The 21,119-nt window shown below is 68.5% G+C and carries 20 protein-coding genes and 2 tRNA genes; 12 read left to right on the top strand and 10 right to left on the bottom strand.

Features of this window, described 5'->3' with window-relative positions; all coding sequences use genetic code 11:
* Window positions 1-11 precede the first annotated feature (11 nt).
* Window positions 12-245 (top strand): LuxR C-terminal-related transcriptional regulator, encoded by a 234-nt coding sequence (locus tag H149_RS0114640; RefSeq protein WP_083931001.1) that lies wholly within the window; start codon window positions 12-14, stop codon window positions 243-245.
* 67 nt (window positions 246-312) lie between these two features.
* Here H149_RS0114640 and H149_RS21145 read toward each other — a convergent pair whose 3' ends face one another.
* The 3 genes from H149_RS21145 to H149_RS21140 all read right to left on the bottom strand — a co-directional run bounded on the left by H149_RS21145 (window position 313) and on the right by H149_RS21140 (window position 5,136).
* A complete protein-coding gene (locus H149_RS21145) occupies window positions 313-1,293 on the bottom strand; it encodes a CE1 family esterase (RefSeq protein ID WP_020650514.1) in 981 nt (326 codons plus the stop codon).
* Between the two features lie 136 nt (window positions 1,294-1,429).
* Window positions 1,430-3,763 (bottom strand): fibronectin type III domain-containing protein, encoded by a 2,334-nt coding sequence (locus H149_RS0114630; RefSeq protein ID WP_020650513.1) that lies wholly within the window; start codon window positions 3,761-3,763, stop codon window positions 1,430-1,432.
* A gap of 332 nt (window positions 3,764-4,095) precedes the next feature.
* The gene (locus H149_RS21140; protein ID WP_020650512.1) at window positions 4,096-5,136 is read right to left on the bottom strand and encodes a CE1 family esterase; all 1,041 of its coding nucleotides are present in this window, start codon (window positions 5,134-5,136) and stop codon (window positions 4,096-4,098) included.
* A 275-nt stretch (window positions 5,137-5,411) separates the two neighbouring features.
* Between H149_RS21140 and recA the strand changes: the two genes are divergently transcribed.
* Window positions 5,412-6,437: a recombinase RecA gene (gene recA, locus H149_RS0114620; protein ID WP_020650511.1), complete on the top strand. Its 1,026-nt coding sequence runs from the start codon at window positions 5,412-5,414 to the stop codon at window positions 6,435-6,437.
* The gene (locus tag H149_RS0114615) at window positions 6,412-6,945 is read left to right on the top strand and encodes a regulatory protein RecX (RefSeq protein ID WP_020650510.1); all 534 of its coding nucleotides are present in this window, start codon (window positions 6,412-6,414) and stop codon (window positions 6,943-6,945) included. Before recA ends, H149_RS0114615 begins: the two co-directional genes overlap by 26 nt.
* Here the strand turns inward: H149_RS0114615 and H149_RS0114610 are convergent.
* Window positions 6,893-7,879 carry a patatin-like phospholipase family protein gene (locus tag H149_RS0114610; protein WP_020650509.1) on the bottom strand — a complete coding sequence of 329 codons (987 nt, stop codon included), beginning with the start codon at window positions 7,877-7,879 and terminating at the stop codon, window positions 6,893-6,895. The two genes, H149_RS0114615 and H149_RS0114610, sit on opposite strands and share 53 nt — an antisense overlap.
* Before the next feature lie 254 nt (window positions 7,880-8,133).
* On the opposite strand from H149_RS0114610, the gene alaS reads away from it, so the two are divergent.
* The 6 genes from alaS to H149_RS0114580 all read left to right on the top strand — a co-directional run bounded on the left by alaS (window position 8,134) and on the right by H149_RS0114580 (window position 13,850).
* Window positions 8,134-10,767, top strand: a complete 2,634-nt coding sequence (gene alaS, locus H149_RS0114605) for an alanine--tRNA ligase (protein WP_020650508.1) — start codon at window positions 8,134-8,136, stop codon at window positions 10,765-10,767.
* A gap of 53 nt (window positions 10,768-10,820) precedes the next feature.
* Window positions 10,821-12,050, top strand: a complete 1,230-nt coding sequence (locus H149_RS0114600) for an aspartate kinase (RefSeq protein ID WP_020650507.1) — start codon at window positions 10,821-10,823, stop codon at window positions 12,048-12,050.
* Window positions 12,051-12,140: 90 nt separating this feature from the next.
* Window positions 12,141-12,341: a carbon storage regulator CsrA gene (gene csrA, locus H149_RS0114595; RefSeq protein WP_026353192.1), complete on the top strand. Its 201-nt coding sequence runs from the start codon at window positions 12,141-12,143 to the stop codon at window positions 12,339-12,341.
* A 136-nt stretch (window positions 12,342-12,477) separates the two neighbouring features.
* Window positions 12,478-12,569, top strand: a tRNA-Ser gene (locus H149_RS0114590).
* Between the two features lie 35 nt (window positions 12,570-12,604).
* Window positions 12,605-12,681, top strand: a tRNA-Arg gene (locus tag H149_RS0114585).
* A gap of 143 nt (window positions 12,682-12,824) precedes the next feature.
* Window positions 12,825-13,850 carry a class 1 fructose-bisphosphatase gene (locus tag H149_RS0114580; protein ID WP_039749082.1) on the top strand — a complete coding sequence of 342 codons (1,026 nt, stop codon included), beginning with the start codon at window positions 12,825-12,827 and terminating at the stop codon, window positions 13,848-13,850.
* A 72-nt stretch (window positions 13,851-13,922) separates the two neighbouring features.
* Here the strand turns inward: H149_RS0114580 and H149_RS0114575 are convergent, their stop codons facing one another.
* A complete protein-coding gene (locus H149_RS0114575; RefSeq protein WP_020650504.1) occupies window positions 13,923-14,858 on the bottom strand; it encodes a DnaJ C-terminal domain-containing protein in 936 nt (311 codons plus the stop codon).
* Between the two features lie 135 nt (window positions 14,859-14,993).
* Window positions 14,994-15,425 (bottom strand): Hsp20/alpha crystallin family protein, encoded by a 432-nt coding sequence (locus H149_RS0114570; protein ID WP_020650503.1) that lies wholly within the window; start codon window positions 15,423-15,425, stop codon window positions 14,994-14,996.
* A 204-nt stretch (window positions 15,426-15,629) separates the two neighbouring features.
* Between H149_RS0114570 and H149_RS0114565 the strand changes: the two genes are divergently transcribed.
* The 3 genes from H149_RS0114565 (at window position 15,630) to yihG (ending at window position 17,788) form a co-directional block, all read left to right on the top strand.
* On the top strand, window positions 15,630-16,112 hold the full coding sequence (locus tag H149_RS0114565; protein WP_020650502.1) for a protease complex subunit PrcB family protein: 483 nt from the start codon (window positions 15,630-15,632) through the stop codon (window positions 16,110-16,112).
* A gap of 287 nt (window positions 16,113-16,399) precedes the next feature.
* Window positions 16,400-16,816, top strand: coding sequence for a YybH family protein (locus H149_RS23640; protein WP_169518359.1), 417 nt, complete (start codon window positions 16,400-16,402; stop codon window positions 16,814-16,816).
* A gap of 66 nt (window positions 16,817-16,882) precedes the next feature.
* Window positions 16,883-17,788, top strand: a complete 906-nt coding sequence (yihG, locus tag H149_RS0114555; RefSeq protein WP_020650500.1) for a 1-acylglycerol-3-phosphate O-acyltransferase, YihG family — start codon at window positions 16,883-16,885, stop codon at window positions 17,786-17,788.
* Window positions 17,789-17,815: 27 nt separating this feature from the next.
* Here yihG and metW read toward each other — a convergent pair whose 3' ends face one another.
* Genes metW through proC form a run of 4 tightly spaced genes read right to left on the bottom strand, consistent with a single transcriptional unit; the run spans window position 17,816 to window position 21,009 of the window.
* Window positions 17,816-18,427, bottom strand: a complete 612-nt coding sequence (metW, locus tag H149_RS0114550; RefSeq protein WP_026353190.1) for a methionine biosynthesis protein MetW — start codon at window positions 18,425-18,427, stop codon at window positions 17,816-17,818.
* A 2-nt stretch (window positions 18,428-18,429) separates the two neighbouring features.
* Window positions 18,430-19,596, bottom strand: a complete 1,167-nt coding sequence (gene metX / locus H149_RS0114545; protein ID WP_020650498.1) for a homoserine O-succinyltransferase MetX — start codon at window positions 19,594-19,596, stop codon at window positions 18,430-18,432.
* Between the two features lie 28 nt (window positions 19,597-19,624).
* Window positions 19,625-20,182, bottom strand: coding sequence for a YggT family protein (locus H149_RS0114540; RefSeq protein WP_020650497.1), 558 nt, complete (start codon window positions 20,180-20,182; stop codon window positions 19,625-19,627).
* On the bottom strand, window positions 20,182-21,009 hold the full coding sequence (gene proC, locus H149_RS0114535; protein WP_020650496.1) for a pyrroline-5-carboxylate reductase: 828 nt from the start codon (window positions 21,007-21,009) through the stop codon (window positions 20,182-20,184). Before proC ends, H149_RS0114540 begins: the two co-directional genes overlap by 1 nt.
* Window positions 21,010-21,119 lie beyond the last annotated feature (110 nt).

Raw genomic sequence — 21,119 nt, 5'->3', positions numbered from 1 at the left:
GAACACGCGGCATGGGCATGAGCGAACAAAATCGATTGGCGAGCCTGACCGACCGCGAGTTCCAGACATTCTCCTTGATCGTCGAAGGCCGGACGACGCGCGAGATTTCGCTGGAGCTCGGCGTGTCCGTGCGCACGATCGAGCACCATCGACGACACGTCTACGAGAAGTTGCAGGTGCGCAACGTCGCGGAGACCGTTCGCTATGCGGCCTTGGCGGGCTGGTTTTCGCCGGCCGCGCGATGACGCGCCGCGGTTCTTTGCCAGGGCGGGCCGTCCCAGCCGCAGCGCATGGCGCCGGGCTGCGACGGCATCAAGGCAAGCGGCGATTGCGGAAGAAGGCCCAGATCGCGTCGTTGGCGCTGAAGTCCTCGGCCGTCAGGCCCAGCCAGCGCAGCGCCAGCGGCGTCTGCCACTGCGGCCAGGTGTGGCCGCCGCCGCCGATCGTATAGAGCCGCGTGCCGCCGCGCGTGCAGCCTTCGGCGACGGCATCGGTGGTGGTGGTGCCGTCGTCGATCAGATCGGGCAGCGTCTCGTACAGCGCCGCGCCGGCGATGCAGCCGGAGCGTTGCGACCAGCTTGAGAACAGCGAGGATTCGGCGACGAACTCGTCGTTGCCGTCGTAGGGCACGATGCGGTCGTCGGTGCCGTGCATCAGCAGCAGCGGCACCGCGCGTGCCGGCGCGCAGTCCGCCGCGGCGGTGCGCCGCATGCCGGCGGCGACCGACGCGGCGGCGGCGATCAGCTCCGGATGCTCGCAGGCGAAGCGTGTGGTCATGAAGCCGCCGTTCGACATGCCGGCCATGTAGATGCGCCGGGCATCGAGCGGACGCTGGGCGACCGCCTGTTCGATCAGCGCGGCGAGGAAGCCGACGTCGTCGGCGCCGTCGCGGGCCGGATCGTCGTTCCAGCGGCGCTGCTCGGCGGCCGGCGCGATGATCCAGGCGCCGGTGCGCGCGCTCAGCTCGGCGATGCGGGTGACGTTGAGGAAGTCCGACGGCGTGCCGGTCGCGTAATGCAGCATCACGATCGCCGGCGCGGGCGTCGACGGACCGGACGCGGTGTCCGGCGCGACGTAGATCACCTGTCGCGCGCGGCCTTCCCAGGTCACGGTTTCTTCGAAGGTGCGGGTTCCGGCGATGGCGACCGGCTCGCGGCCGGCGGCGGCTTCGATCTGCGGATCGTCGACCGAAGGCGGCGGGCTCGCAGCATCGTCATCGGCGCCACCGTTGCCGCCGCCGCAGGCGGCGAAGAGCAGGGTGGCGGCGAGCAGTGAGGATCGGAACAGCGTCATGGCGGACTCGTTTTGAGGACGCAGAACGCCGACCGCTCCGCCAAGGCGGATCGGCAGCGTCGGCTCGGGCTTGCAGGATCGGCGGCGCCCGACCAGTTCTCGGGCGCCGCCGCGGATCGTCGCGGACCGGGTGGGATCAGTCCTGGTTGGTGACGCAGGCGCCGTAGACGTTCAGCATCTTGGCGACTGCGATCAGGCCACCCTTCATCTTGTAGCGGATGCCGTAGACGCCGGCGTCGACGGTGGCGTCGTCGAGCGGGAAGGAGACGAAGGACTTGCCGCCGTCGTTGACCAGATACAGCGCGTCGAGCTGCAGGCCGTTGGCGTTGCTGTAGTCGAGTGCGCCGGGTGTGACCTGGCCGTCGGCGTCGACGCCGGTGATCGGCGCCAGGCTGTCGAGACCGAGCAGCGACAGCGACAGCGCCTGGTTCGGGTTCGACACGATGAAGCCGGCGCGCTGACCTTTCTTGATCGGCAGCGGGCGGATCGAGCCGTCCTCGTTCAGATCGGTCGAGTAGACGTCGACGACGATGTTGCCGATGCCGAACAGGTCGAGCGGCAGCAGCAGCTGCGTGTAGGTGTCGAGGTCTGCGTCGATCACTTCGCTGCCGTCGCCGGCGCTGATGACGCCGACCGGCGTTTCGCCGACCGAGCTGCGGATCTTCACCGCGACGTTGGCGACGCGGCGCCATGGCACTTCGACGCCGGCGCCGGTCAGCAGCAGCGAGTGCGTGCCGATGCCGCATTGGTCGGCATCACCGGTGACGTCGACGCCGACCAGCTTGACGACGCTTTCGCCGCCGGGCACGCCGCAGCGCAGCGCGAAGTCGTAGTGGCCGTCGAGGCCGGTGGTGCTGATCGACAGGCCCTCGCTGCCGAGCGGCTGCGCGCCGCTCCAGCCGCCGCGGTTGGCGATGCCGCCCTGCGCGCTGCAGAACACGGCGTTCTGGGCCGACCACTTCAGGGTCAGGGCGTCGCCGGCGTTGAGCGCGGCGCTGGCGCCGTCGTTGACACTGAGTTCGAGCGTCGGCTTGGCGTCGCCGACCGTCACATAGACCTCGGTCTGGCTGCTGTCGCTGCCCGCGCCGGCGGCGCAGGCGAGGCGGTAGGTGTAGACGCCCGGCGCCGTCGGCGCGACCAGCGTCTGCGAACCCGTGCCGGCCTTGTTGCCGCTCCAGGTACTGCCGTCGCCGCCGCTGGCGGTGCAGATGGACGCGCTGTCGGCGGCCCAGTCCAGCGTGAACGACGAACCCGGCGCGATCTGCGACGGCGTCGCTGCCAGCGTACCGGTCGGCGCCGCGGAGCCGGTCGCCGGCACCACGGTGCTCGCCGAGGTCTTGCCGCCGCTGCCTTCGCAGACCAGCGTGTAGAGCGCGCTGCCATCCGCGGCGAGGCTCGCGCCGTCGAGCGACACGCTTTCGCTGCCGCTCGCATCGCGGCTGCCGGTCCACGCCGGCACGTTGCCGCTGTAGGCCGTGCAGAGGCTGGCGCCGCCGAAGTCCCAGCTCAGCGTCGTCGGATTGCCGGTGACGCCGCTGAAGCTGCCGAAGCTCGGCGGCGGCAGCGCGCCGACCGAGAGCACGGCCGAGGCTTCATTGCTGGCGCCGCTCGCGTCACGGCAGCTCAGCGTGTAGGTGTAGGCGCCGGCGGCGAGCCCGCCGATGGCGAAGCTGCCGCCGCTCTTCGATGGCGTCGTGGCCGTCCACGCCGGATCGTCGCCGAGCGCGCTGCACTGCGTCGCGCCGCTGGCGGTCCAGCTCAGCGTGCTCGTGCCGCCGGCCTGGATCTTCGGTGACGACAGGGCGATCGTCAGCGCCGGGCCGGCCTGCGTGACGATGACGATCGAGCTCGCCAGATTGAGGCCGCCCTGCGCATTGGTGCAGCTGAGCGTGTACAGATACGCGCCGGCTGCGGTCGGCGCCGGCGTGTAGCCGCCGCTCAGCGCCTTGCTGCCGGTCCACGCCGGATCGTTGCCGCTGCCGGTGCACTGCACCGCGCTCGGGGCCGACCAGCTGATGCGCGTCGCGCTGCCGCCGAGCTGCATCGTCTGTGTGGCCGGCGTCAGCGTGATGCCGGGGCCGGCGACGCTGTTCGAAACCTTGACCGTGACGTCCATGCTGCTGGTCTGGTCGCCGTTGTTGCAGCTCAGCACGTAGGTGTAGGTGCCGGCCGTCACCGGCACCGTCACCATCGCGTAGCCGCTGGTCGGCAGCGTGCCGCTCCAGCCGCTGCTCGTGGTGCCGCCGCTGGCCGTGCAATCGGTTGCGTCGCTGACGTTCCAGGCGAAGGGCAGGGTCGCGCCAGGCACCGCTTCGCCGGCGGCGGCGCTGAAGGTGATCTTCGGCGCCGGCAGCGTGGCGTTGCCGTTCTGGTGATCGCCGCCGGAGCAGGCGCTCAGCGCCGCGCCGAACAGCAGGCCGCACAGGGCCCATCCCCGCGCGGGCGCGCGGCGTTTGTCGAAACCATCCATGGACTTCCCCAACAAGAACTGATGCGTGATGTCGCGGACCGCGGGCGGTCCGGACGATGAATCCCCGAAATTGCTTATGTGCGCCCGCGCGGCGGAAAAGACGACCTCCGCACCGCGCAGCGTCTGCGTATCGCGCGCTGATACGAGCGATGCTTACACGCTATTGCAGAAATTGTCCTACGACAATAGTAGGAACAACCCCATTGCCAGCAGGCGCGGAGAATAAGTCAGTTGCATTGCCGTCTCGTGAAAAAAGCTCGCCCGGCACGCGTGCTGACGCGCGCGCAAAGAAGACGTAGGGCGAGATGCCGGCGCCCGGAAGGCGCCGGCGACTACCGGCTGTAGTCCTTGAAGAAATCCCAGATCGCCGCCGTCGCCGAGAAATCGTGCGAGGTGCGGCCGAGGCGCAGCTTGGCGTCCTCGTAGGCGCCTTCCGGCCAGGTGTGGCCGCCGTTGTCGACGGTGTAGAGCTGCACCGCCGCGCCGGAGCTGCAGACTTCGTTGTGCGACAGCACCGTCGTCGTGCCGTCGCGGGCGATATCGGGAATCGCGTCGTCGAGCACGCCGGACGGATCGCAGCCGTTGGTCCTCTGCCAGCGTGCGAAGGTCTGCGCCGCCGACAGCAGTCCGTAGCGGGCGTTGTAGTTCACGAGCGCGTCGTTGGTGCCGAGGATCAGCGTCATCGGCACGGCGGCGGCCGGCGCGCAGACGGCGTCCTGCGATTTGCGCATCGTCGCGACGACCTGCGCGGCGGCGGCGATCAGCTGCGGCCGTTCGCAGGCGAAGCGTGCGGCCATGAAGCCGCCGTTCGACATGCCGGCAAGATAGATGCGCTGGGGATCGATCGGATGGCGGGCGACGGCGTCGGCGATCAGCGCCGCCAGATAGCCGACGTCGTCGATGCCGTTGTCGGAGGCCGGGTCTTCGTTCCAGTGCCGGTTCTCGGCGCTCGGCAGGATGACCCAGGCGCCGTCGTACGCGGCCAGATCGCCGGCGTGGATCAGATTGGCCATCGCCTTGGGCGTGCCTCTGCCGAAGTGCAGGAAGATCACCGCCGGCGCCAGGGTTGCCGACTCGGCCTGCGGGCGGATGTACAGCGCGTTGCGGCCAATGCCCTGGTGAACCAGGGCCTCCTCGAAGCTGACGGTGCCGGTGGTCGGCTCCAGATAGCGGCCGGCGAGGCGGTCGGCGGTCTCCGCCATCGCCGCCTCGAAGCGCGCCATCGTCGCCTGGAAGGCGGCGCGGGTCTGCGCGAGCGAGGCCGACAGCGCCGACAGGGTCTGCTGCAGACCATCGAACAGGCCGGCGTGGCTGGTGGTGCTCAGGCACAGCAGCACGAGGCCGAGCGCCAGCCTCGATGAAAGACGCGACATCCTGGATTCCCCGTGATCTTTGAGTTCGAGCGTTCCGGCTCGATTGGCAAATAGCGTACCGGAGTTCGCCACGCAGGCGCCGTGGCCCGGCGGACGCGGCGGGACTGTCAAGCTCGGGCGTTTCGTGTCGCTTTGTGACCGGATGCGCAGCCCGTTCTGTGGGACAATGCCCCAATCCCGCAGCGGCGACCGGCACAGGCTCAGCTTATGAGCCCGTGGCGGCCGACAATACGCCGGCTTCCTACTACAACAGACTTCAGTCAGAGACGCTCCCAATGGACGAAAACCGCAAGAAAGCCCTCGAGGCCGCGCTGTCGCAGATCGAAAAGCAGTTCGGCAAGGGCGCGATCATGAAGATGGCCCCCGGCGAGCAGATGCGCGACGTCGAAGTCGTGTCGACCGGCTCGCTGACGCTCGATACGGCGCTCGGCATCGGCGGCCTGCCGCGCGGCCGCGTCGTCGAGATCTACGGCCCGGAATCGTCGGGCAAGACCACGCTGACGCTGCACGCGGTCGCCGAGTGCCAGAAGGCCGGCGGCGTCGCCGCGTTCATCGACGCCGAGCACGCGCTCGACGTCAACTACGCGCAGAAGCTCGGCGTGAAGATCGAGGATCTCGTCATCTCGCAGCCGGACACCGGCGAGCAGGCGCTCGAGATCTGCGACATGCTGGTCCGTTCGAACAGCGTCGACATCATCGTCATCGACTCGGTCGCGGCGCTGGTGCCGAAGGCCGAAATCGAAGGCGAGATGGGCGACAGCGTGGTCGGCGTGCAGGCCCGCCTGATGTCGCAGGCGCTGCGCAAGCTGACCGGCAACATTTCGCGCAGCAAGTGCCTGGTCATCTTCATCAACCAGATCCGCATGAAGATCGGCGTCATGTACGGCTCGCCGGAAACGACGACGGGCGGCAACGCGCTGAAGTTCTATGCCTCGGTGCGTCTCGACATCCGCCGCACCGGCGCGATCAAGAAAGGCGACGAGGTCATCGGCAACGAGACCCGCGTCAAGATCGTCAAGAACAAGATGGCGCCGCCGTTCAAGGAGGCGCACTTCGAGATTCTCTACAACGAAGGCATTTCCAAGCTCGGCGAGCTGATCGACCTCGGCGTCGACAACGGCATCGTCGACAAGTCCGGCGCCTGGTTCGCGTACAAGGGCGACAAGATCGGCCAGGGCAAGGACAACGCCCGGACCTATCTGAAGGAGCATCCGGAAGTCGCCGACGAGATCGAGCAGGCGATTCGCGCCAAGCTCAATCCGGAGCGCGCGGCGCGTGCGGAAGCCGCGGCCGCCAAGTAAGCGGGAAGCCGACCGCGCGCCGCTCGATGCCGACGCGGCGCGCGGTCGCGCGCTGAAGCTGCTGTCGCGCCGCGAGCATTCGGCCGCCGAACTGGCGTTCAAGCTGCGGCAGCGTGGCGCCGACGAGGACGTCGCCGATGCCGCGGTCGCGCGCATGCGCGATGCCGGCTGGCAGTCGGACCAGCGCTATGCCGAAATGCTGGTGCGCAATCGCATCGCCCAGGGCTATGGGCCGCTGCGCATCCGTGCCGATCTGGCGGCGGCCGGCATTCCCGATGCCGAGGCGCGCGCGGTGCTCGCCGCCGCACAGGCCGACTGGCCGGCGCTTTGCGCCACGCTGCGCGAGCGCCGCTTCTGCGCGCCGCCGCGCACGGCGGCCGAATGGCAGAAGCAGTATCGCTACCTCGCCAGCCACGGCTTCGCCGCCGAAGCGATTCGCGGCGCCTTGAAACGCTTTACTGCAGCGCCGGCGGAGGACGGCTGGGAATCGTCCGAGGAGCCGCTGTAGCGGGGCTCGCCGCGGGGGCGGCGGTCTGCGCCGGCAGCAGCGGTGGCGCCATACGCTCGGCGAGACGGGCGCGGATCTGCGGGATCGCGGCCAGCGCGGCGCGCTCGCCCTGCAGGATCGCCAGCTGCTTGCTTTCGAAGTCGCTGGAGCTGATGCCCGACAGGTCCGGCTTGATGACGACGTCGGCCTGCGGCAGTTCGGCGTCGCGGATCGACCGGCCCATGATTTCGAAGGTGCGCATCACCACGTCGAGCTTGCCGGTCGTCGCCGCGCTGTTCGGCGGCGTCGAGACGTCGACGGCGATGACGAAGTCGGCGCCGAGCTGCTTCGCATAGCGGATCGGCACCGGACTGACGAGGCCGCCGTCGACATATTCGATAGCGCCGATCACGGTCGGCTGGAACACACCGGGCACCGACGAGGAAGCGCGCACCGCCTGGCCGACGTTGCCGCGCTGGAACAGCACCGCCTGGCCGGTGTCGACGCGGGTCGCCACGCAGGCGAACGGAATGCCCAGCGCCTCGATCGGCCGGTTTTTGACCGCCTGGTTGACGAAGTTCTGCAGGGCCTCGCCGCGAATCAGGCCTTTGCCGAACATCGACCAGTCGGCGATCGTCGCGCGGTCGAGATCGAAGGCCATCTGCTGCAGGTCGAAGCCGTTGTAGCCGGCGGCGTACAGCGCGCCAGCGACGCTGCCGGCGCTGGTGCCGACGATCAGATCCGGGCGCAGGCCCTGGGTGTCGAGCATCTTGAGTACACCGACGTGCGCGAAGCCGCGTGCGCCGCCGCCGCCCAGCACCAGCGCCACTTTCGGCGGCGGCGGGGCTTGCTGCGGGGCGGGCGGGGACGGTTCGGGCGCGGTCGGCGTGGCGCCGCAGGCGGCGACGAGCGCCAGCGCGAGAACGCAGCCGGCGCGGAGCAGCGAGGTCTTCATGGCGCGCGATTATCGCCGAAAGGCAGCCTCGCGGTGCCGGCCCGGGCCCGGTCGCGGCTGGCGGAATCGGCCGGCGGGCCGGGCCGACGGCGCCCGGGCGCTCCGGCCGATTTCGCCGGGGCGGGCGCAGGACAGGGGGGGCGCAGGCGCGCTGCGGCGGGCCTGACAGGCGCTTTTCAGGAGGCGTTCAGCTGGCGGCTCCGTGGTCACTTGTTTACGATACCCGCCCTTTTTGTGTCCCCTGTGCCCCGACGATGACGAGCAACGAGTTGCGCGCAAAGTTCCTGGAGTTCTTCCGGAGCAAGGGCCATACGATCGTGCCCTCGTCGTCGCTGGTGCCGGCCAACGACCCGACGCTGCTGTTCACCAATGCCGGCATGGTGCAGTTCAAGGACGTCTTCACCGGCCAGGACAAGCGTCCGTACACGCGGGCGGCAAGCTCGCAGAAGTGCGTGCGCGCCGGCGGCAAGCACAACGATCTGGAGAACGTCGGCTACACGGCCCGCCATCACACGTTCTTCGAGATGCTCGGCAACTTCAGCTTCGGCGATTACTTCAAGAAGGACGCGATCGCCTACGCCTGGGAGTTCATCACCTCCAGGCAGTGGCTCGGCATCGACGCATCGCGCCTGCTGGTGACGGTCTATCACGAGGACGACGAGGCCTACGCGATCTGGCGCGATCAGGTCGGCGTGCCGGCCGAGCGCATCGTGCGCATCGGCGACAACAAGGGCGCGCGCTACGCGTCCGACAATTTCTGGGCGATGGGCGACACCGGTCCCTGCGGGCCGTGCACCGAAATTTTCTACGACCACGACCCGGACGGCACCAAGGGCATCTGGGGCGGCCCGCCGGGATCGGCAGAGGAAGACGGCGACCGCTGGATCGAGATCTGGAACGTCGTCTTCATGCAGTTCGAGCGCTCGGCGGCCGGGCTGATGACGCCGCTGCCGGCGCCGAGCGTCGACACCGGCATGGGCCTGGAGCGCATCAGCGCGCTGATGCAGGGCACGCACGACAACTACCAGACCGATACCTTCCGCCACCTGATCTCGGCGGTCGCCGGCCTCGCCGGCCAGCAGCCGTACGCGAACGCTTCGCAGAAGGTCATCGCCGACCACATCCGCGCGACCTCGTTCCTGATCGCCGACGGCGTACTGCCGTCGAACGAGGGACGTGGTTATGTCCTGCGCCGCATCATGCGCCGCGCGATCCGCCATGGTTACAAGCTCGGCATCGCCGAAGGCTTCTTCTCGAAGCTGGTGGCGCCGCTCGCCGAGATCATGGGCGAGGCGTATCCCGAGCTGCGCACGCAGCAGGCGGCGATCGAAAAGACGATCCGCGCCGAGGAAGACAGCTTCGCGTTGACGCTCGCCAACGGCATGAAGCTGCTCGACGATGCGATCGGCAAGCTCGGCGGCGCGGTGATTCCGGGCGATGTCGTCTTCAAGCTGTACGACACCTACGGCTTCCCGGTCGATCTGACGGCCGACATCGCGCGCGAGCGCGAGCTGTCGATCGACGAGGTCGGCTACGAACGCGAGATGGAAGCGCAGCGCGCCCGCGCCCGCGCTTCGAGCAGCTTCAAGTCGGCCGGCACGCTCGCCTACGAGGGCGAGGACACCTGCTTCATCGGCTACGAAGGCCTGAGCGGCGAGGGGCGCGTGCTGGCGCTCTATCGCGACGGCCAGGCCGTCGATGCGCTGCACGAGGGCGAGGCCGGCGTCGTGGTGCTGAGCCGCACGCCGTTCTACGCCGAGTCCGGCGGCCAGGTCGGCGACCGCGGCACGCTCGCTGGCGCGGCCTCGAGCTTCGAGGTGCGCGACACGCAAAAGATCAAGGGCAGCGTGTTCGGCCATCAGGGCGTGCAGCGCAAGGGCACGCTGAAGGCCGGCGATACCGTCGCCGCCGAGGTCAGCGACAGCCTGCGCCGCGCGACGATGCGCAACCACTCGGCCACGCATCTGTTGCACCGCGCGCTGCGCGAGGTGCTCGGCGCGCACGTGGCGCAGAAGGGTTCGCTGGTCGACGAGCAGCGCACGCGCTTCGATTTTTCGCATAACGCGCCGCTGACGGCCGAGGAAATCGCCGAGATCGAGGATCGCGTCAATCGCGCGGTGCTCGCCAATGTGGCGGTCAGCGCCGAGCTGATGAAGTACGACGAGGCCATCAAGTCCGGCGCGATGGCGCTGTTCGGCGAGAAGTACGGCGACGAGGTCCGCGTGCTGACGATGGGCCCGTACTCGACCGAGCTGTGCGGCGGCACGCATGTCTCGCGCACCGGCGACATCGGCCTGTTCAAGATCGTCTCCGAGAGCGGCGTCGCCGCCGGCGTGCGTCGCGTCGAAGCGATCACCGGCGAGAATTCGCTGGCCTACCTGCGCGCCGCCGAGGGCAAGCTGAAGAAGATCGGCGATCTGGTGCGCGGCAGCGCCGACGACGCCATCGCCAAGGTCGAGCAGCTCGTCGAGCGCGGCAGGCAGCAGGACAAGGAGATCGCCGCGCTGAAGGGCAAGCTGGCGTCGAGCGCCGGTTCCGATCTCGCTGCGCAGGCGCAGGAGATCAAGGGCGTGAAGCTGCTCGCCGCCCAGCTCGACGGTGTCGAGGGCAACGATCTGCGCGTGCTGATGGACCAGCTCAAGAACAAGCTCGGCTCCGGCATCGTCGTGCTCGGCAGCGTCAGCGGCGAGAAGGTCAGCCTGATCGCCGGCGTCACCTCCGACCTGACCGCCAAGGTCAAGGCCGGCGAACTCGTCAACTTCGTCGCCCAGCAGGTCGGCGGCAAGGGCGGCGGACGGCCCGACATGGCGCAGGCCGGCGGCACGCAGCCGCAGCAGCTGCCGGCGGCGATCGCCTCGGTCGGCACCTGGGTCGAAGGCAAGCTCTAGAGGCAAGATTTTTCGCGCGCCGCGCTGGCGGTGCGCTTCTTCGTTGAAGGCACATGGCACTCATCGTTCAGAAGTACGGCGGCACCTCGATGGGCTCGGTCGAGCGCATCGAGCACGTCGCCAACAAGGTCGCCGGCTGGCGCGCGCGCGGGCATCAGGTCGTGGTCGTGGTGTCGGCGATGTCCGGCGAGACGGATCGCCTGCTCAAGCTGGCGAAGTCGATTTCGCCGCGCGGCAGCCGCCGCGAGTTCGACCAGATCGCCGCGACCGGCGAGCAGGTCACGATCGGCCTGCTGGCGCTCGCACTCGAGAAGATCGGCGTGCCGAGCCGCTCGTACACGGGCTGGCAGGTGCCGATCCGCACCGACAGCGCCTACACCAAGGCGCGCATCCAGGACATCGACGCGAGCCGGCTGCGCGCCGACTGCGAGGCCGGCATCGTGCCGGTCGTCGCCGGCTTCCAGGGCATCGACGAGACCGGTGCGGTGACCACGCTCGGTCGCGGCGGCTCCGACACGACGGGCGTCGCGCTCGCCGCCGCGCTGAAGGCCGACGAGTGCCAGATCTACACGGACGTCGACGGCGTCTACACGACCGATCCGCGCGTCGAGCCGAAGGCCCGCCGCCTGGACAAGATCACGTTCGAGGAAATGCTGGAACTGGCGAGCCTGGGCTCCAAGGTCCTGCAGATCCGCTCCGTTGAATTCGCGGGCAAGTACAAGGTCCCGCTGCGCGTGGTGTCGACCTTCGTCGACGGCCCCGGCACCCTGATCACGCTTGAGGACAGCATGATGGAAGAACCGCTCATCTCCGGCATCGCGTTCACCCGCGACGAGGCCCAGCTCACCGTGGCCGGCGTACCGGACCGTCCGGGCATCGCCGCGGCGATTCTCGGTCCGATCGGCGAAGCCAACATCGAGATCGACATGATCGTGCAGAACGTCGGCGCCGACGGCACGACCGACTTCACCTTCACCGTGCAGCGCACCGACTACGAGCGCGCGATGGAGATCAGCCGCAAGGTCGCCGGCGAGCTCGGCGCCAAGGGCGTCAACGGCGCGACCGACATCGTCAAGGTGTCGCTGGTCGGCGTCGGCATGCGCAGCCACGCCGGCATCGCCTCGAAGATGTTCACCGCGCTTGCCGCGGCCGGCATCAATATCCGTATGATCTCGACCTCGGAGATCAAGATCTCGGTGGTGATCGACGAGATTTACCTGGAGCTGGCCGTGCGCACGCTGCACAAGGCCTTCGGTCTGGAAGACGGCGCCAAGCCGGCGTAGGTCTTATCCACAGGCGTGGGGTGCGCCTTTCCGGATAGTGTTACACACGGGAGACTCTAAAACTGCAGAGGCCCGTTCAAGGAGGGACCCATGCTCATTTTGACCAGACGTGTAGGCGAGACCGTAGTGATCGGCGATGACATCGTCGTGACGGTGCTCGGCGTGAAAGGCAACCAGGTCCGCATCGGTGTCAAGGCGCCGCGTGATGTCGCGGTGCATCGCGAGGAGATCTTCGAGCGCATCAAGCGCGAGGGCGAAGAGGGCGGCGGCCCGGTTCCGGCCGCTGCCTGAGCGCCGGAACGCCAAGCTCGGAAAGAACTTCGAAAACCGGCTTTCTTTTCGCGGATCACATCGTTAGAATTGCGCCCCTCGCCGGGGCAGCATCCGGTGAGTGAGTGAGCCGGGCCCAGCTCGGCCTTGCAGTCCCGGAGTGATGGCCGAGTGGACGAAGGCGCACCCCTGCTAAGGGTGTATACGGCTAAAACCGTATCGAGGGTTCGAATCCCTCTCACTCCGCCATAAGCTTCACGGCATCAGAACAACGTTTTTCGTGCGCGCCCGTAGCTCAGCTGGATAGAGCACTTGGCTACGAACTAAGGGGTCGGAGGTTCGAATCCTTCCGGGCGCGCCATTTACAAGCAGAGAGCTCCTTCGGGAGCTCTCGTCGTTTCCGGGGTGTGTTTTGCCGCAGCGGGCGGCGGCCCTAGGCAAACCGGCCGCCAGCCCGGACAATATCAGGCTGCATTTCCACTCACGCCCGGATATCCGACGCCCATGACGTCCAAGACCCCGCCTGTGCTGACGCGCTTCCTGATCGAGGAGCAGCGCGCCGGCCATATCAATCCCGACCTGCGCCTGCTGATCGAAGTCGTCGCGCGCGCCTGCAAGGCCATTTCGCGTACGGTCAACAAGGGCGCGCTCGGCGGCGTGCTCGGCGACGCCGGCACCGGCAACATCCAGGGCGAGGCGCAGAAGAAGCTCGACGTGCTGTCGAACGAGATCCTGCTCGACGCCAACGAGTGGGGCGGCCATCTCGCCGGCTGCGCGTCCGAGGAACTCGACGACTTCAGCGAGATCCCGAATCCGTATCCGAAGGGCAATTACCTGCTGCTGTTCGATCCGCTCGACGGCTCGAGCAACATCGACGTCAACATCAGCGTCGGCACGATCTTCTCGGTGCTGCGCTGCCCCGAAGGCGTCGACAAGCTGGAGACCCAGCACTTCCTGCAGCCGGGCGCGAATCAGGTCGCGGCGGGTTACGCTGTCTACGGCCCGAGCACGATGCTGGTGCTCACCGTCGGCCACGGCACGCATGCGTTCACGCTCGACCGCGAGGTGGGAACCTTCGTGCTGACCGAGCGCGACATCAAGATCCCGGAAGACACCAAGGAATTCGCGATCAACATGTCCAACCAGCGCCACTGGTTCCCGCCGATGCAGCGCTACGTCGACGAGCTGCTGGCTGGCAAGACCGGGCCGCGTGGCAAGGACTTCAACATGCGCTGGGTGGCGTCGATGGTGGCCGATGTCCACCGCATCCTGTCGCGCGGCGGCATCTTCATCTACCCGCGCGACCAGCGCGAGCCGGACAAGCCGGGCAAGCTGCGCCTGCTGTACGAAGCCAATCCGATGAGCTTCATCATCGAGCAGGCCGGCGGCGCCGCCACCAACGGGCTGCAGCGCATCATGGACGTGCAGCCGGAAAAGCTGCACGAGCGTATCGCCGTGTTCCTCGGTTCGAAGAACGAGGTCGAGGTCGCGACCCGCTATCACCGCGAGGCGGAGCAGCCGGCGCGCTGAGGCAGAGCTTCTGCGTATATGAAAACGCCCCGCGATGCGGGGCGTTTTCGTTGGCGGATGCGGAATCGCGCTTCAGCCGCGCGGACGGAAGGTCTCGAAGTGGCGCGCCATCTCGGCGTAGAACGTGCGGTCGGCCTCGCTCGCCGCCGGCGGCGCGACGACCTGCAGGACGACGAACTGGTCGCCCGGGGTCTTGCCCGGCAGGCCGCGCCCCTTGAGGCGCAGTTTCTGGCCGGCGCGGCTGTTCGCCGGCAGGTTCAGCTCGACGGTGCCGCCGAGCGTCGGCACGTCGATCTTGCCGCCGAGTGCCGCTTCCCAGGGCGCGATATTGACGGTCGTGGTGATGTCGCGACCGTCGAGCTTGAACTGCGCATGCGGCGCGAAGTCGATCTCGAGCAGCAGGTCGCCGCCGTGCGAGCCCTGGCCGGCGAGCCGGATCGTCTGCCCGGCGCCGACGCCCTTGGGAATGCGCACGTTGAGCGTGCGCCCGCCGACGTTGATGTGGCGCTGCGCGCCGTTGTACGAATCCTCGAGCGCGATCGTCAGGCGCGCGTGCGTCGCCGGCGCCTCGGCCTCCGCATAGTCCTCGAAGCCGCCGCCGCCGAAACCGCCGGCGCCCATGCCGCCGAACAGCTGCGAGAAGAAGTCCGAGAAGCCGGCGTTGCCGCCGCCGAAGCCGCCGGCTCCGGCGCTGCTGCCGGCGCGCGCGCGGCCGCGGCCGAAGCCGCCGGCACCGGCGCCGGCCTGGCTGAAGTCCCAGCCGGGCGGCGGTGTGAACTGCTGACCGGCTTTCCAGTTCGCGCCCAGCGTGTCGTAGGCCTTGCGCTTCTCGGCATCGCTGAGCACTTCGTTGGCTTCATTGATTTCCTTGAAGCGATCTTCGGCGCCGGCGCTCTTGTTCTTGTCCGGGTGGTACTGGCGCGCCAGCTTGCGGTAGGCGCGCTTGATTTCGTCGGCCGTCGCCGAGCGGGATACGCCGAGAATTTTGTAGTAGTCCTTGTATTCCATCGTCAGTTCGCAGTGCGGGCGCGCATCAATCTATACGAAAGCGGCGCGCTGGACTTGTGCCCGGGCCAACGAAAGCGGGGCGCTTTGAGCGCCCCGCCGTACTGCGGACCCGTGTCTGAAGCAGACGCGGGGCGATCAATGCGTGACCGTGATCTTGCGCGGCTGCGCCTGGGCACGCTTGGGGATGACGACCTGCAGTACGCCGTGCTTGCCGCTGGCCGAGACGGCGTCCGCGTCGGCGGTGTCGGGCAGCACGAAGCGGCGCAGGAACTTGCCGACGGCGCGCTCCTGACGGCGGCGCTCGACGCCGTTCTGTTCGACGGCCTGTTCACGGCTGCCGGACAGCGTCAGCACGCCCTTCTCGAGGGTGATCTCGATCGTCGCCGGGTCGATGCCAGGCACATCGGCGTGCAGCACGAAGCGGTCGGCGTATTCCTCGATGTCGACGGCCGGCGCCCAGTCCGCCGTTGCGCCGCTCGAGGCATCGGCGTTGCGCTCGTAGGCGCGGTTGAATTCGTTGATCAGTTCCCGGTGCAGGGCCCAGGGTTCGTAGCGAAGCAGACTCATGATGACCTCCCGAAGGCAGCGTTGGAAAAAAGTGTTTCGCGTTATCGCGATGCCTACGAAAGTAGGGTTGCCCGCCGCGCTTTCAAGGGGGCGTCTGCCGGCCGGCGAGGCAAACGGGTACCATCGCCGCAGACTGGCCGGCGCCACGCGCCCGGCCTCACCGGCACCACGCGCGGCTGCGCCGCGCGAGCAGAGGGAAGAAGGATGAAGCAAGCGGCATGGAGCCTGGTCGCGCTGGCCCTGAGCGGCTGCAGCACGTTCGGCGCGCTGTTCGGACCCGACGCGATCATCAAGGTCGAGGAGATCGGCCGCGCCACGGACTGCGCCGCAACCAGCGCCGACGCGAGCGTGCAGATGTTTCCGGACGCCGATGCCGTCGTCGCCTGGCAGGGCGGGGCGGGCGTCACGCTGATCGGCACGCAGGCGATGCTGCCCGGTACCTATGTCCTGGTCGGCATCGGGCAGCGCGCCAGCGACGGCTACGGCCTGCTGATCGCGCCGGAAGCGGAAGTCGACAACAACATCGTGCGTCTGCGCGCGACGTATTTCGAGCCGACTGCCGACCGCCAGACCGACGGCACGCCGACCAGTCCGTGCGTGCTCGTGCGCCTGCCGCAAGGCGACTGGCACGGCATCGACGTCTACGACCAGAACGGCCGCCGCCGCGTCCAGGCGCGCAGCTCCTGATGGCCGGGATGCGGCTGGCGCGCCTGTTCGGCCTGGCCTGGCTGGCGCTCGCGGCCGTGCCGGGGCGAGTGATGGCTGACGAAGCCGCGGCTGCGCCGGCAGTGCCGCCGGCGGATGCGGCCGCGGTGTCTGCGTCTGGCGAAGCCGGATCCGGTGAGGCGGCCGTCGCGGAAGCGAAGGCCGCCGAAGCCCCCGCCGAAGCCCCGTCTCCCGCGGTGAACGAGGCTGCCGTCGCGGCGCCGGCCGCGGCTCCGCCTGCCGCCGTCGTGCCACCAGCGCCTGTTCCGGTGCCGACGCCGGCACCGGTCGCGCCACACCCCGACGCGGCCGCGCAGGCGGCGGCGGTCGTCGACGATTTCCACGCCAGCGTCGCCGAGAACTATCGCGAGCGCGTGCTGCAGCTGCTGGCGCCGGACGTCGCGATCTTCGAGCAGGGCTATACCGAGAGCTCTCGCGATGCGTATGCCGACGGGCATCTCGACAGCGATCTGCTGTTCGCGGCGTCGACGCGCTACGAGGTGGTGCACCGCGAGGCTTACGCGAGCGGTGATCTGGCCTGGGTCATCACGCAGGCGCGCACGACCGGTCGTTTCAGTGGCCAGAGCGTCGACATCGACAATACCGAGACCATGGTGCTGCAGCGCCGCGGCGGGCGCTGGCTGATCGTGCACATCCACTGGTCGGCCCACCCGCGCGCCGGTTGACCCGGCTTTTGCGAAGCGGTTCAGGCGATTAATCTGTCCTGACAACGATTAGAGACGAAACCCACCATGCTCTCCTGGCTGCCGGCGCCCTTCCTCGGCGCGATCAGTTCGCTGCTGCTGATCCTCAATACCCTGTTCTGGGTCGTGCCGGTCTATCTGCTGATCCTGCTCAAGCTGGTGACGCCGAAGGGGCGGCTGCGCGACGCGGTGTCGCGCGGCGTGGCCTGGAGCGCGCAGCGCTGGGCCTTCGTCAACGTGCTCATGACCGACACGGTGATGCGCGTGCACTGGGATATACGGATGCACGCGGAAGTCGATCCGCGCCGCCAGTACCTGGTCTGCGCCAATCACCAGACCTGGAACGACATCCTGGTGCTGGTGAAGGCTTTCGGCCGGCGCGCGCCGTTCTTCAAGTTCTTCCTCAAGCAGGAACTGATCTGGGTGCCGATCCTCGGCCTGGCCTGGTGGGGGCTCGATTACCCGTTCATGAAGCGCCACACCAAGGAACAGATCGCCCGCAATCCGGCGCTCAAGGGCCAGGACATCGAGACCACGCGGCGCGCCTGCGAAGCGTTCCGTCATCAGCCGGCGCTGATCCTGAACTTTCTCGAAGGCACGCGCTTCACGCCGATCAAGCATGCCAAACAGCAGTCGCCGTACCGCCACCTGCTGAAGCCGAAATCCGGCGGCTTTGCGTTCACGCTGTCGGCGCTCGGCGAGCAGTTGCATTCGCTGCTCGACGTGACGATCGTCTACCAGGATGGCGCCAAGGGTTTCTGGGATTTTCTCTGCGGACGCATGGGCCGCGTCGTCGTCGACATCCGCCAGCTCGAGGTGCCGCGCGAACTGTTCCTCGGCAGCTACGAGAACGATCCGGAATTCCGCGCGCGTTTCCACACCTGGATCGCGGCGCTGTGGAGCGACAAGGATCGCCTGATCGGCGACATCCGGGCCGAGACGCGCGCCGCCTGAAGCCGGGCTTGCGCGCGGCGCTCGCGATCAGGTCGCGAAGCCGGTCACGCGCGGCGCTTCGAGCAGGTACATCGCGACCTCGGTGAACAGGTTCGGCGCCAGGCGGTGGGCGAGCCCTTCGTGGTGCGTGTGGTCGAGCAGGCGGCGGGCGAGGATCTTCCAGCCGCGCTCGGCGCACAGCGCCTCGAAATCGTCGACGGTGCACAGATGGATGTTCGGCGTGTCGTACCAGCGCGACGGCAGCATCGGCGTTACCGGCATGCGGCCGCGCGCCAGCGCCAGGCGCACGCGCCAATGGCCGAAGTTCGGAAACGTGACGATGCCGGTCTTGCCGACGCGCAGGATCTCGGCGATCGCTTCATCCGGCCGCTGCAGCGCCTGCAGCGCCTGCGTCATCACCACATGGTCGAACGACGCCGACTCGAAGTCGCGCAGGCCTTCGTCGATGTCGGCCTGGATCACGTTGATGCCGGTGGCGACGCAGCGCGTGACGTTGCGCGGATCGATCTCCAGCCCGTAGCCGCGGACCTGCCGCGTCTTGGCCAGATGCCGCAGCAGTACGCCGTCGCCGCAGCCGAGATCGAGGATGCGCGAGCCGGGCCGGATCCAGTCGACGATCGGTTCGAGATCGGGACGCAGGTTCATGCGCGCGCCTCCAGCTCATCGGCGACGCGCGCCAGATAGCCGCGCAGCACGTCGTGATACTGCGGGATCGGCATCAGGAAATCGTCGTGGCCGAGCTGCGACTCGATCAGCGCGTAGGAAACGTCGCGGTCGGCGTCGACCAGCGCCTTGACGATCTCGCGCGAGCGCGCCGGCGAGAAGCGCCAGTCACTCGAAAAGGCGATGACCAGGAAGCGCGCCTGCGCGTGCCGGAACGCGGCGTCGAGCCGGTCGCCGTAGTCGCGGGCCGGATCGAAGTAGTCGAGCGCCTTGGTCATCAGCAGGTAGGTGTTGGCGTCGAAGCGATCGACGAACGCCTGGCCCTGATAACGCAGGTAGCTTTCGACCTCGAACTCGACGTCGAAATTGAAGCTCGGCGTCGGCTCGCGCAGGTCGTTGCCGAACTTGGCGCGCATCGCCGCGTCGGACAGATAGGTGATGTGGCCGATCATGCGCGCCAGCATCAGGCCACGCGACGGCACCACGCCGTGCTCGTAGAAACGGCCGCCGTGGAAGTCGGGGTCGGAGAGGATCGCCTGGCGCGCGATCTCGTTGAAGGCGATGTTCTGCGCCGACAGCTGCGGCGCCGAGGCGATGACGACGGCGTTGGCGACACGCTCCGGCAGGTCGATCGCCCACTGCATGACCTGCATGCCGCCGAGCGAGCCGCCGACCACCGCCGCCCAGCGCCCGATGCCGAGCGCATCGGCAAGCAGCGCCTGCGAGCGCACCCAGTCGCGCACGGTCAGCAGCGGGAAGTCCGGGCCGTACGGCGCGCCGGTGTCCGGGTTGATCGAGCTGGGGCCGGTCGAGCCCTTGCAGCCGCCGAGATTGTTCAGCGCGACGACGTAGTAGCGCCGCGTGTCGATCGGCTTGCCGGGGCCGATGCAGTTGTCCCACCAGCCGGCCTTGCGGTCGTCGACGTGGTGCAGGCCGGCGGCGTGATGGTCGCCGGACAGCGCGTGGCAGATCAGCACCGCGTTGCTGCGCTGGGCGTTGAGCGTGCCGTAGGTCTCGACCATCAGCTCATGGCGCGGCAGCGTGCGCCCGCAATCGAGCGGCAGCGGTGTGTCGATCAGCACGCGCCGCGGCGTGACGACGCCGACCGAGCCGGGCACGGTGAAATCGACAGCGGTTTCGTTCATCGACGGCTGGATGCCTTCGCGGCAGGCACTAGCGGAATGCGCCCGGCAGCGGCAGCAGGCGGTTCAGCACCTGCAGCAGGAGAATGACGACCAGCGGCGAGAGGTCGAGCCCGGACATCGGCGGCAGGAAGCGGCGCACCGGCCGCAGCAGCGGCTCGTTGAGGCTCCACAGGATGTTGCTGGCCGGATTGTTCACGCCGGGGCCGAGCCAGGACAGGATCGCCTGCACGAAGATCGTGAAGGTATAGAGATTGACGGTCAGCACTACCAGCTTGAGCGCTGCGTACCACAGCACCGAAGCCGGGCCGAGCGAGAAGCCGAGCACGCCGATGACCACGTAGATGTAGATGACGGCCAGCACGGCCAGCGTCAGAGCCGCGGCGAGATTGATGTTGCGCACCGTCGGCAGGTACGGCCGCAGCCAGTCGTTCGGATAGCGCGTCGCCTTCCAGATCGCCTGCGAGATCGGGTTGTAGAAGTCCGCGCGCGACCATTGCAGCAGCACGCGCAGCAGATAGATCCACAGCGCCAGATCGAACAGCGTGGTGACCAGGAACAGCAAGGCGTTGGCGGCGTTGGCGCCCATCAGGACTCCTTGGCGAGCAATGCGCCGAGTTCGCGGCCGCGTTCGGCGGCCGCCTGCAGCGCGTCGGCAAAGATGGCGCGCAGGCCGGCGTTTTCAAGATGGCGGACGGCGGCCTCGGTGGTGCCGCCCTTCGAGGTGACGTTGGCGCGCAGCTGCGCGACGTCGATGCCGCGCGCGGCGCCGTCCTCGGCCATCTTGGCGGTGCCGATGAAAGTCTGCAGCGCCAGCCGGGCGGCGACGTCGGCGTCGAGTCCGAGCCTGACGCCGGCCTCGCGCATCACCTCGGTGAGCAGGAAGAAATACGCCGGCCCGGAACCGGACACCGCGGTGACGGCGTCGATCAGGTCTTCGGAGGCGATCCACACGCAGGTGCCGGCGGCGCCGAGCACGTACTCGGCGAGCTGGCGCGCCTGCGGCGGCACCGACGGCGGCGCGTAGAGGCCGGAAATGCCGGCACCGAGCAGCGCCGGCGTGTTCGGCATTGTGCGGATCAGGTGCACCTCGTCGCCGAGCCAGCGCGCCAGCGACGCGAGCTGGATGCCGGCGGCGATCGACACGACCACGCAGCCGGCCTGCAGGCGCAGGCCGGCGAGCGCCTCGCGCATCTGCTGCGGCTTGACGGCCAGCACCACGACGTCCGCGCTCGGCGCGATCTCGCCGGCGGCGGCGGCGACGCGAATGCCGTAGCTGTCCTTCAGCCAGCGCGCACGCTCGGCGAGCGGCTCGGCGACCGCCAGCCGCGCCGGCGGATGGCCGGCCTTGAGCAGGCCGCCGATCAGGCTGGCCGCCATGTTGCCGCCACCGATGAAGGCGATTTGCGCTGACATTGAAATCCTGTTGCGTATCCGGTTCGGACCTGCCCGGGGCAGAGTGCGCGGTATCATAGGCGATACCGCCCCCTGACACGATGTGACGTGAGCTCCCCAAAACGCCCTGC

The organism is Solimonas variicoloris DSM 15731, from assembly GCF_000382285.1.
In the GTDB taxonomy this organism is placed as follows: Bacteria; Pseudomonadota; Gammaproteobacteria; order Nevskiales; family Nevskiaceae; genus Solimonas; species Solimonas variicoloris.
Note: the sequence above shows the minus strand (reverse complement) of the source record. Positions and strands in the feature narration are given on the sequence as shown.

Coding starts and splice junctions, on each gene's coding strand:
- H149_RS0114640 (WP_083931001.1), top strand. CDS start 12: ATGGGCATGAGCGAACAAAATCGATTGGCGAGCCTGACCGACCGCGAG.
- H149_RS21145 (WP_020650514.1), bottom strand. CDS start 1,293: ATGACGCTGTTCCGATCCTCACTGCTCGCCGCCACCCTGCTCTTCGCC.
- H149_RS0114630 (WP_020650513.1), bottom strand. CDS start 3,763: ATGGATGGTTTCGACAAACGCCGCGCGCCCGCGCGGGGATGGGCCCTG.
- H149_RS21140 (WP_020650512.1), bottom strand. CDS start 5,136: ATGTCGCGTCTTTCATCGAGGCTGGCGCTCGGCCTCGTGCTGCTGTGC.
- recA (WP_020650511.1), top strand. CDS start 5,412: ATGGACGAAAACCGCAAGAAAGCCCTCGAGGCCGCGCTGTCGCAGATC.
- H149_RS0114610 (WP_020650509.1), bottom strand. CDS start 7,879: ATGAAGACCTCGCTGCTCCGCGCCGGCTGCGTTCTCGCGCTGGCGCTC.
- alaS (WP_020650508.1), top strand. CDS start 8,134: ATGACGAGCAACGAGTTGCGCGCAAAGTTCCTGGAGTTCTTCCGGAGC.
- H149_RS0114600 (WP_020650507.1), top strand. CDS start 10,821: ATGGCACTCATCGTTCAGAAGTACGGCGGCACCTCGATGGGCTCGGTC.
- csrA (WP_026353192.1), top strand. CDS start 12,141: ATGCTCATTTTGACCAGACGTGTAGGCGAGACCGTAGTGATCGGCGAT.
- H149_RS0114580 (WP_039749082.1), top strand. CDS start 12,825: ATGACGTCCAAGACCCCGCCTGTGCTGACGCGCTTCCTGATCGAGGAG.
- H149_RS0114575 (WP_020650504.1), bottom strand. CDS start 14,858: ATGGAATACAAGGACTACTACAAAATTCTCGGCGTATCCCGCTCGGCG.
- H149_RS0114570 (WP_020650503.1), bottom strand. CDS start 15,425: ATGAGTCTGCTTCGCTACGAACCCTGGGCCCTGCACCGGGAACTGATC.
- H149_RS0114565 (WP_020650502.1), top strand. CDS start 15,630: ATGAAGCAAGCGGCATGGAGCCTGGTCGCGCTGGCCCTGAGCGGCTGC.
- yihG (WP_020650500.1), top strand. CDS start 16,883: ATGCTCTCCTGGCTGCCGGCGCCCTTCCTCGGCGCGATCAGTTCGCTG.
- metX (WP_020650498.1), bottom strand. CDS start 19,596: ATGAACGAAACCGCTGTCGATTTCACCGTGCCCGGCTCGGTCGGCGTC.
- H149_RS0114540 (WP_020650497.1), bottom strand. CDS start 20,182: ATGGGCGCCAACGCCGCCAACGCCTTGCTGTTCCTGGTCACCACGCTG.
- proC (WP_020650496.1), bottom strand. CDS start 21,009: ATGTCAGCGCAAATCGCCTTCATCGGTGGCGGCAACATGGCGGCCAGC.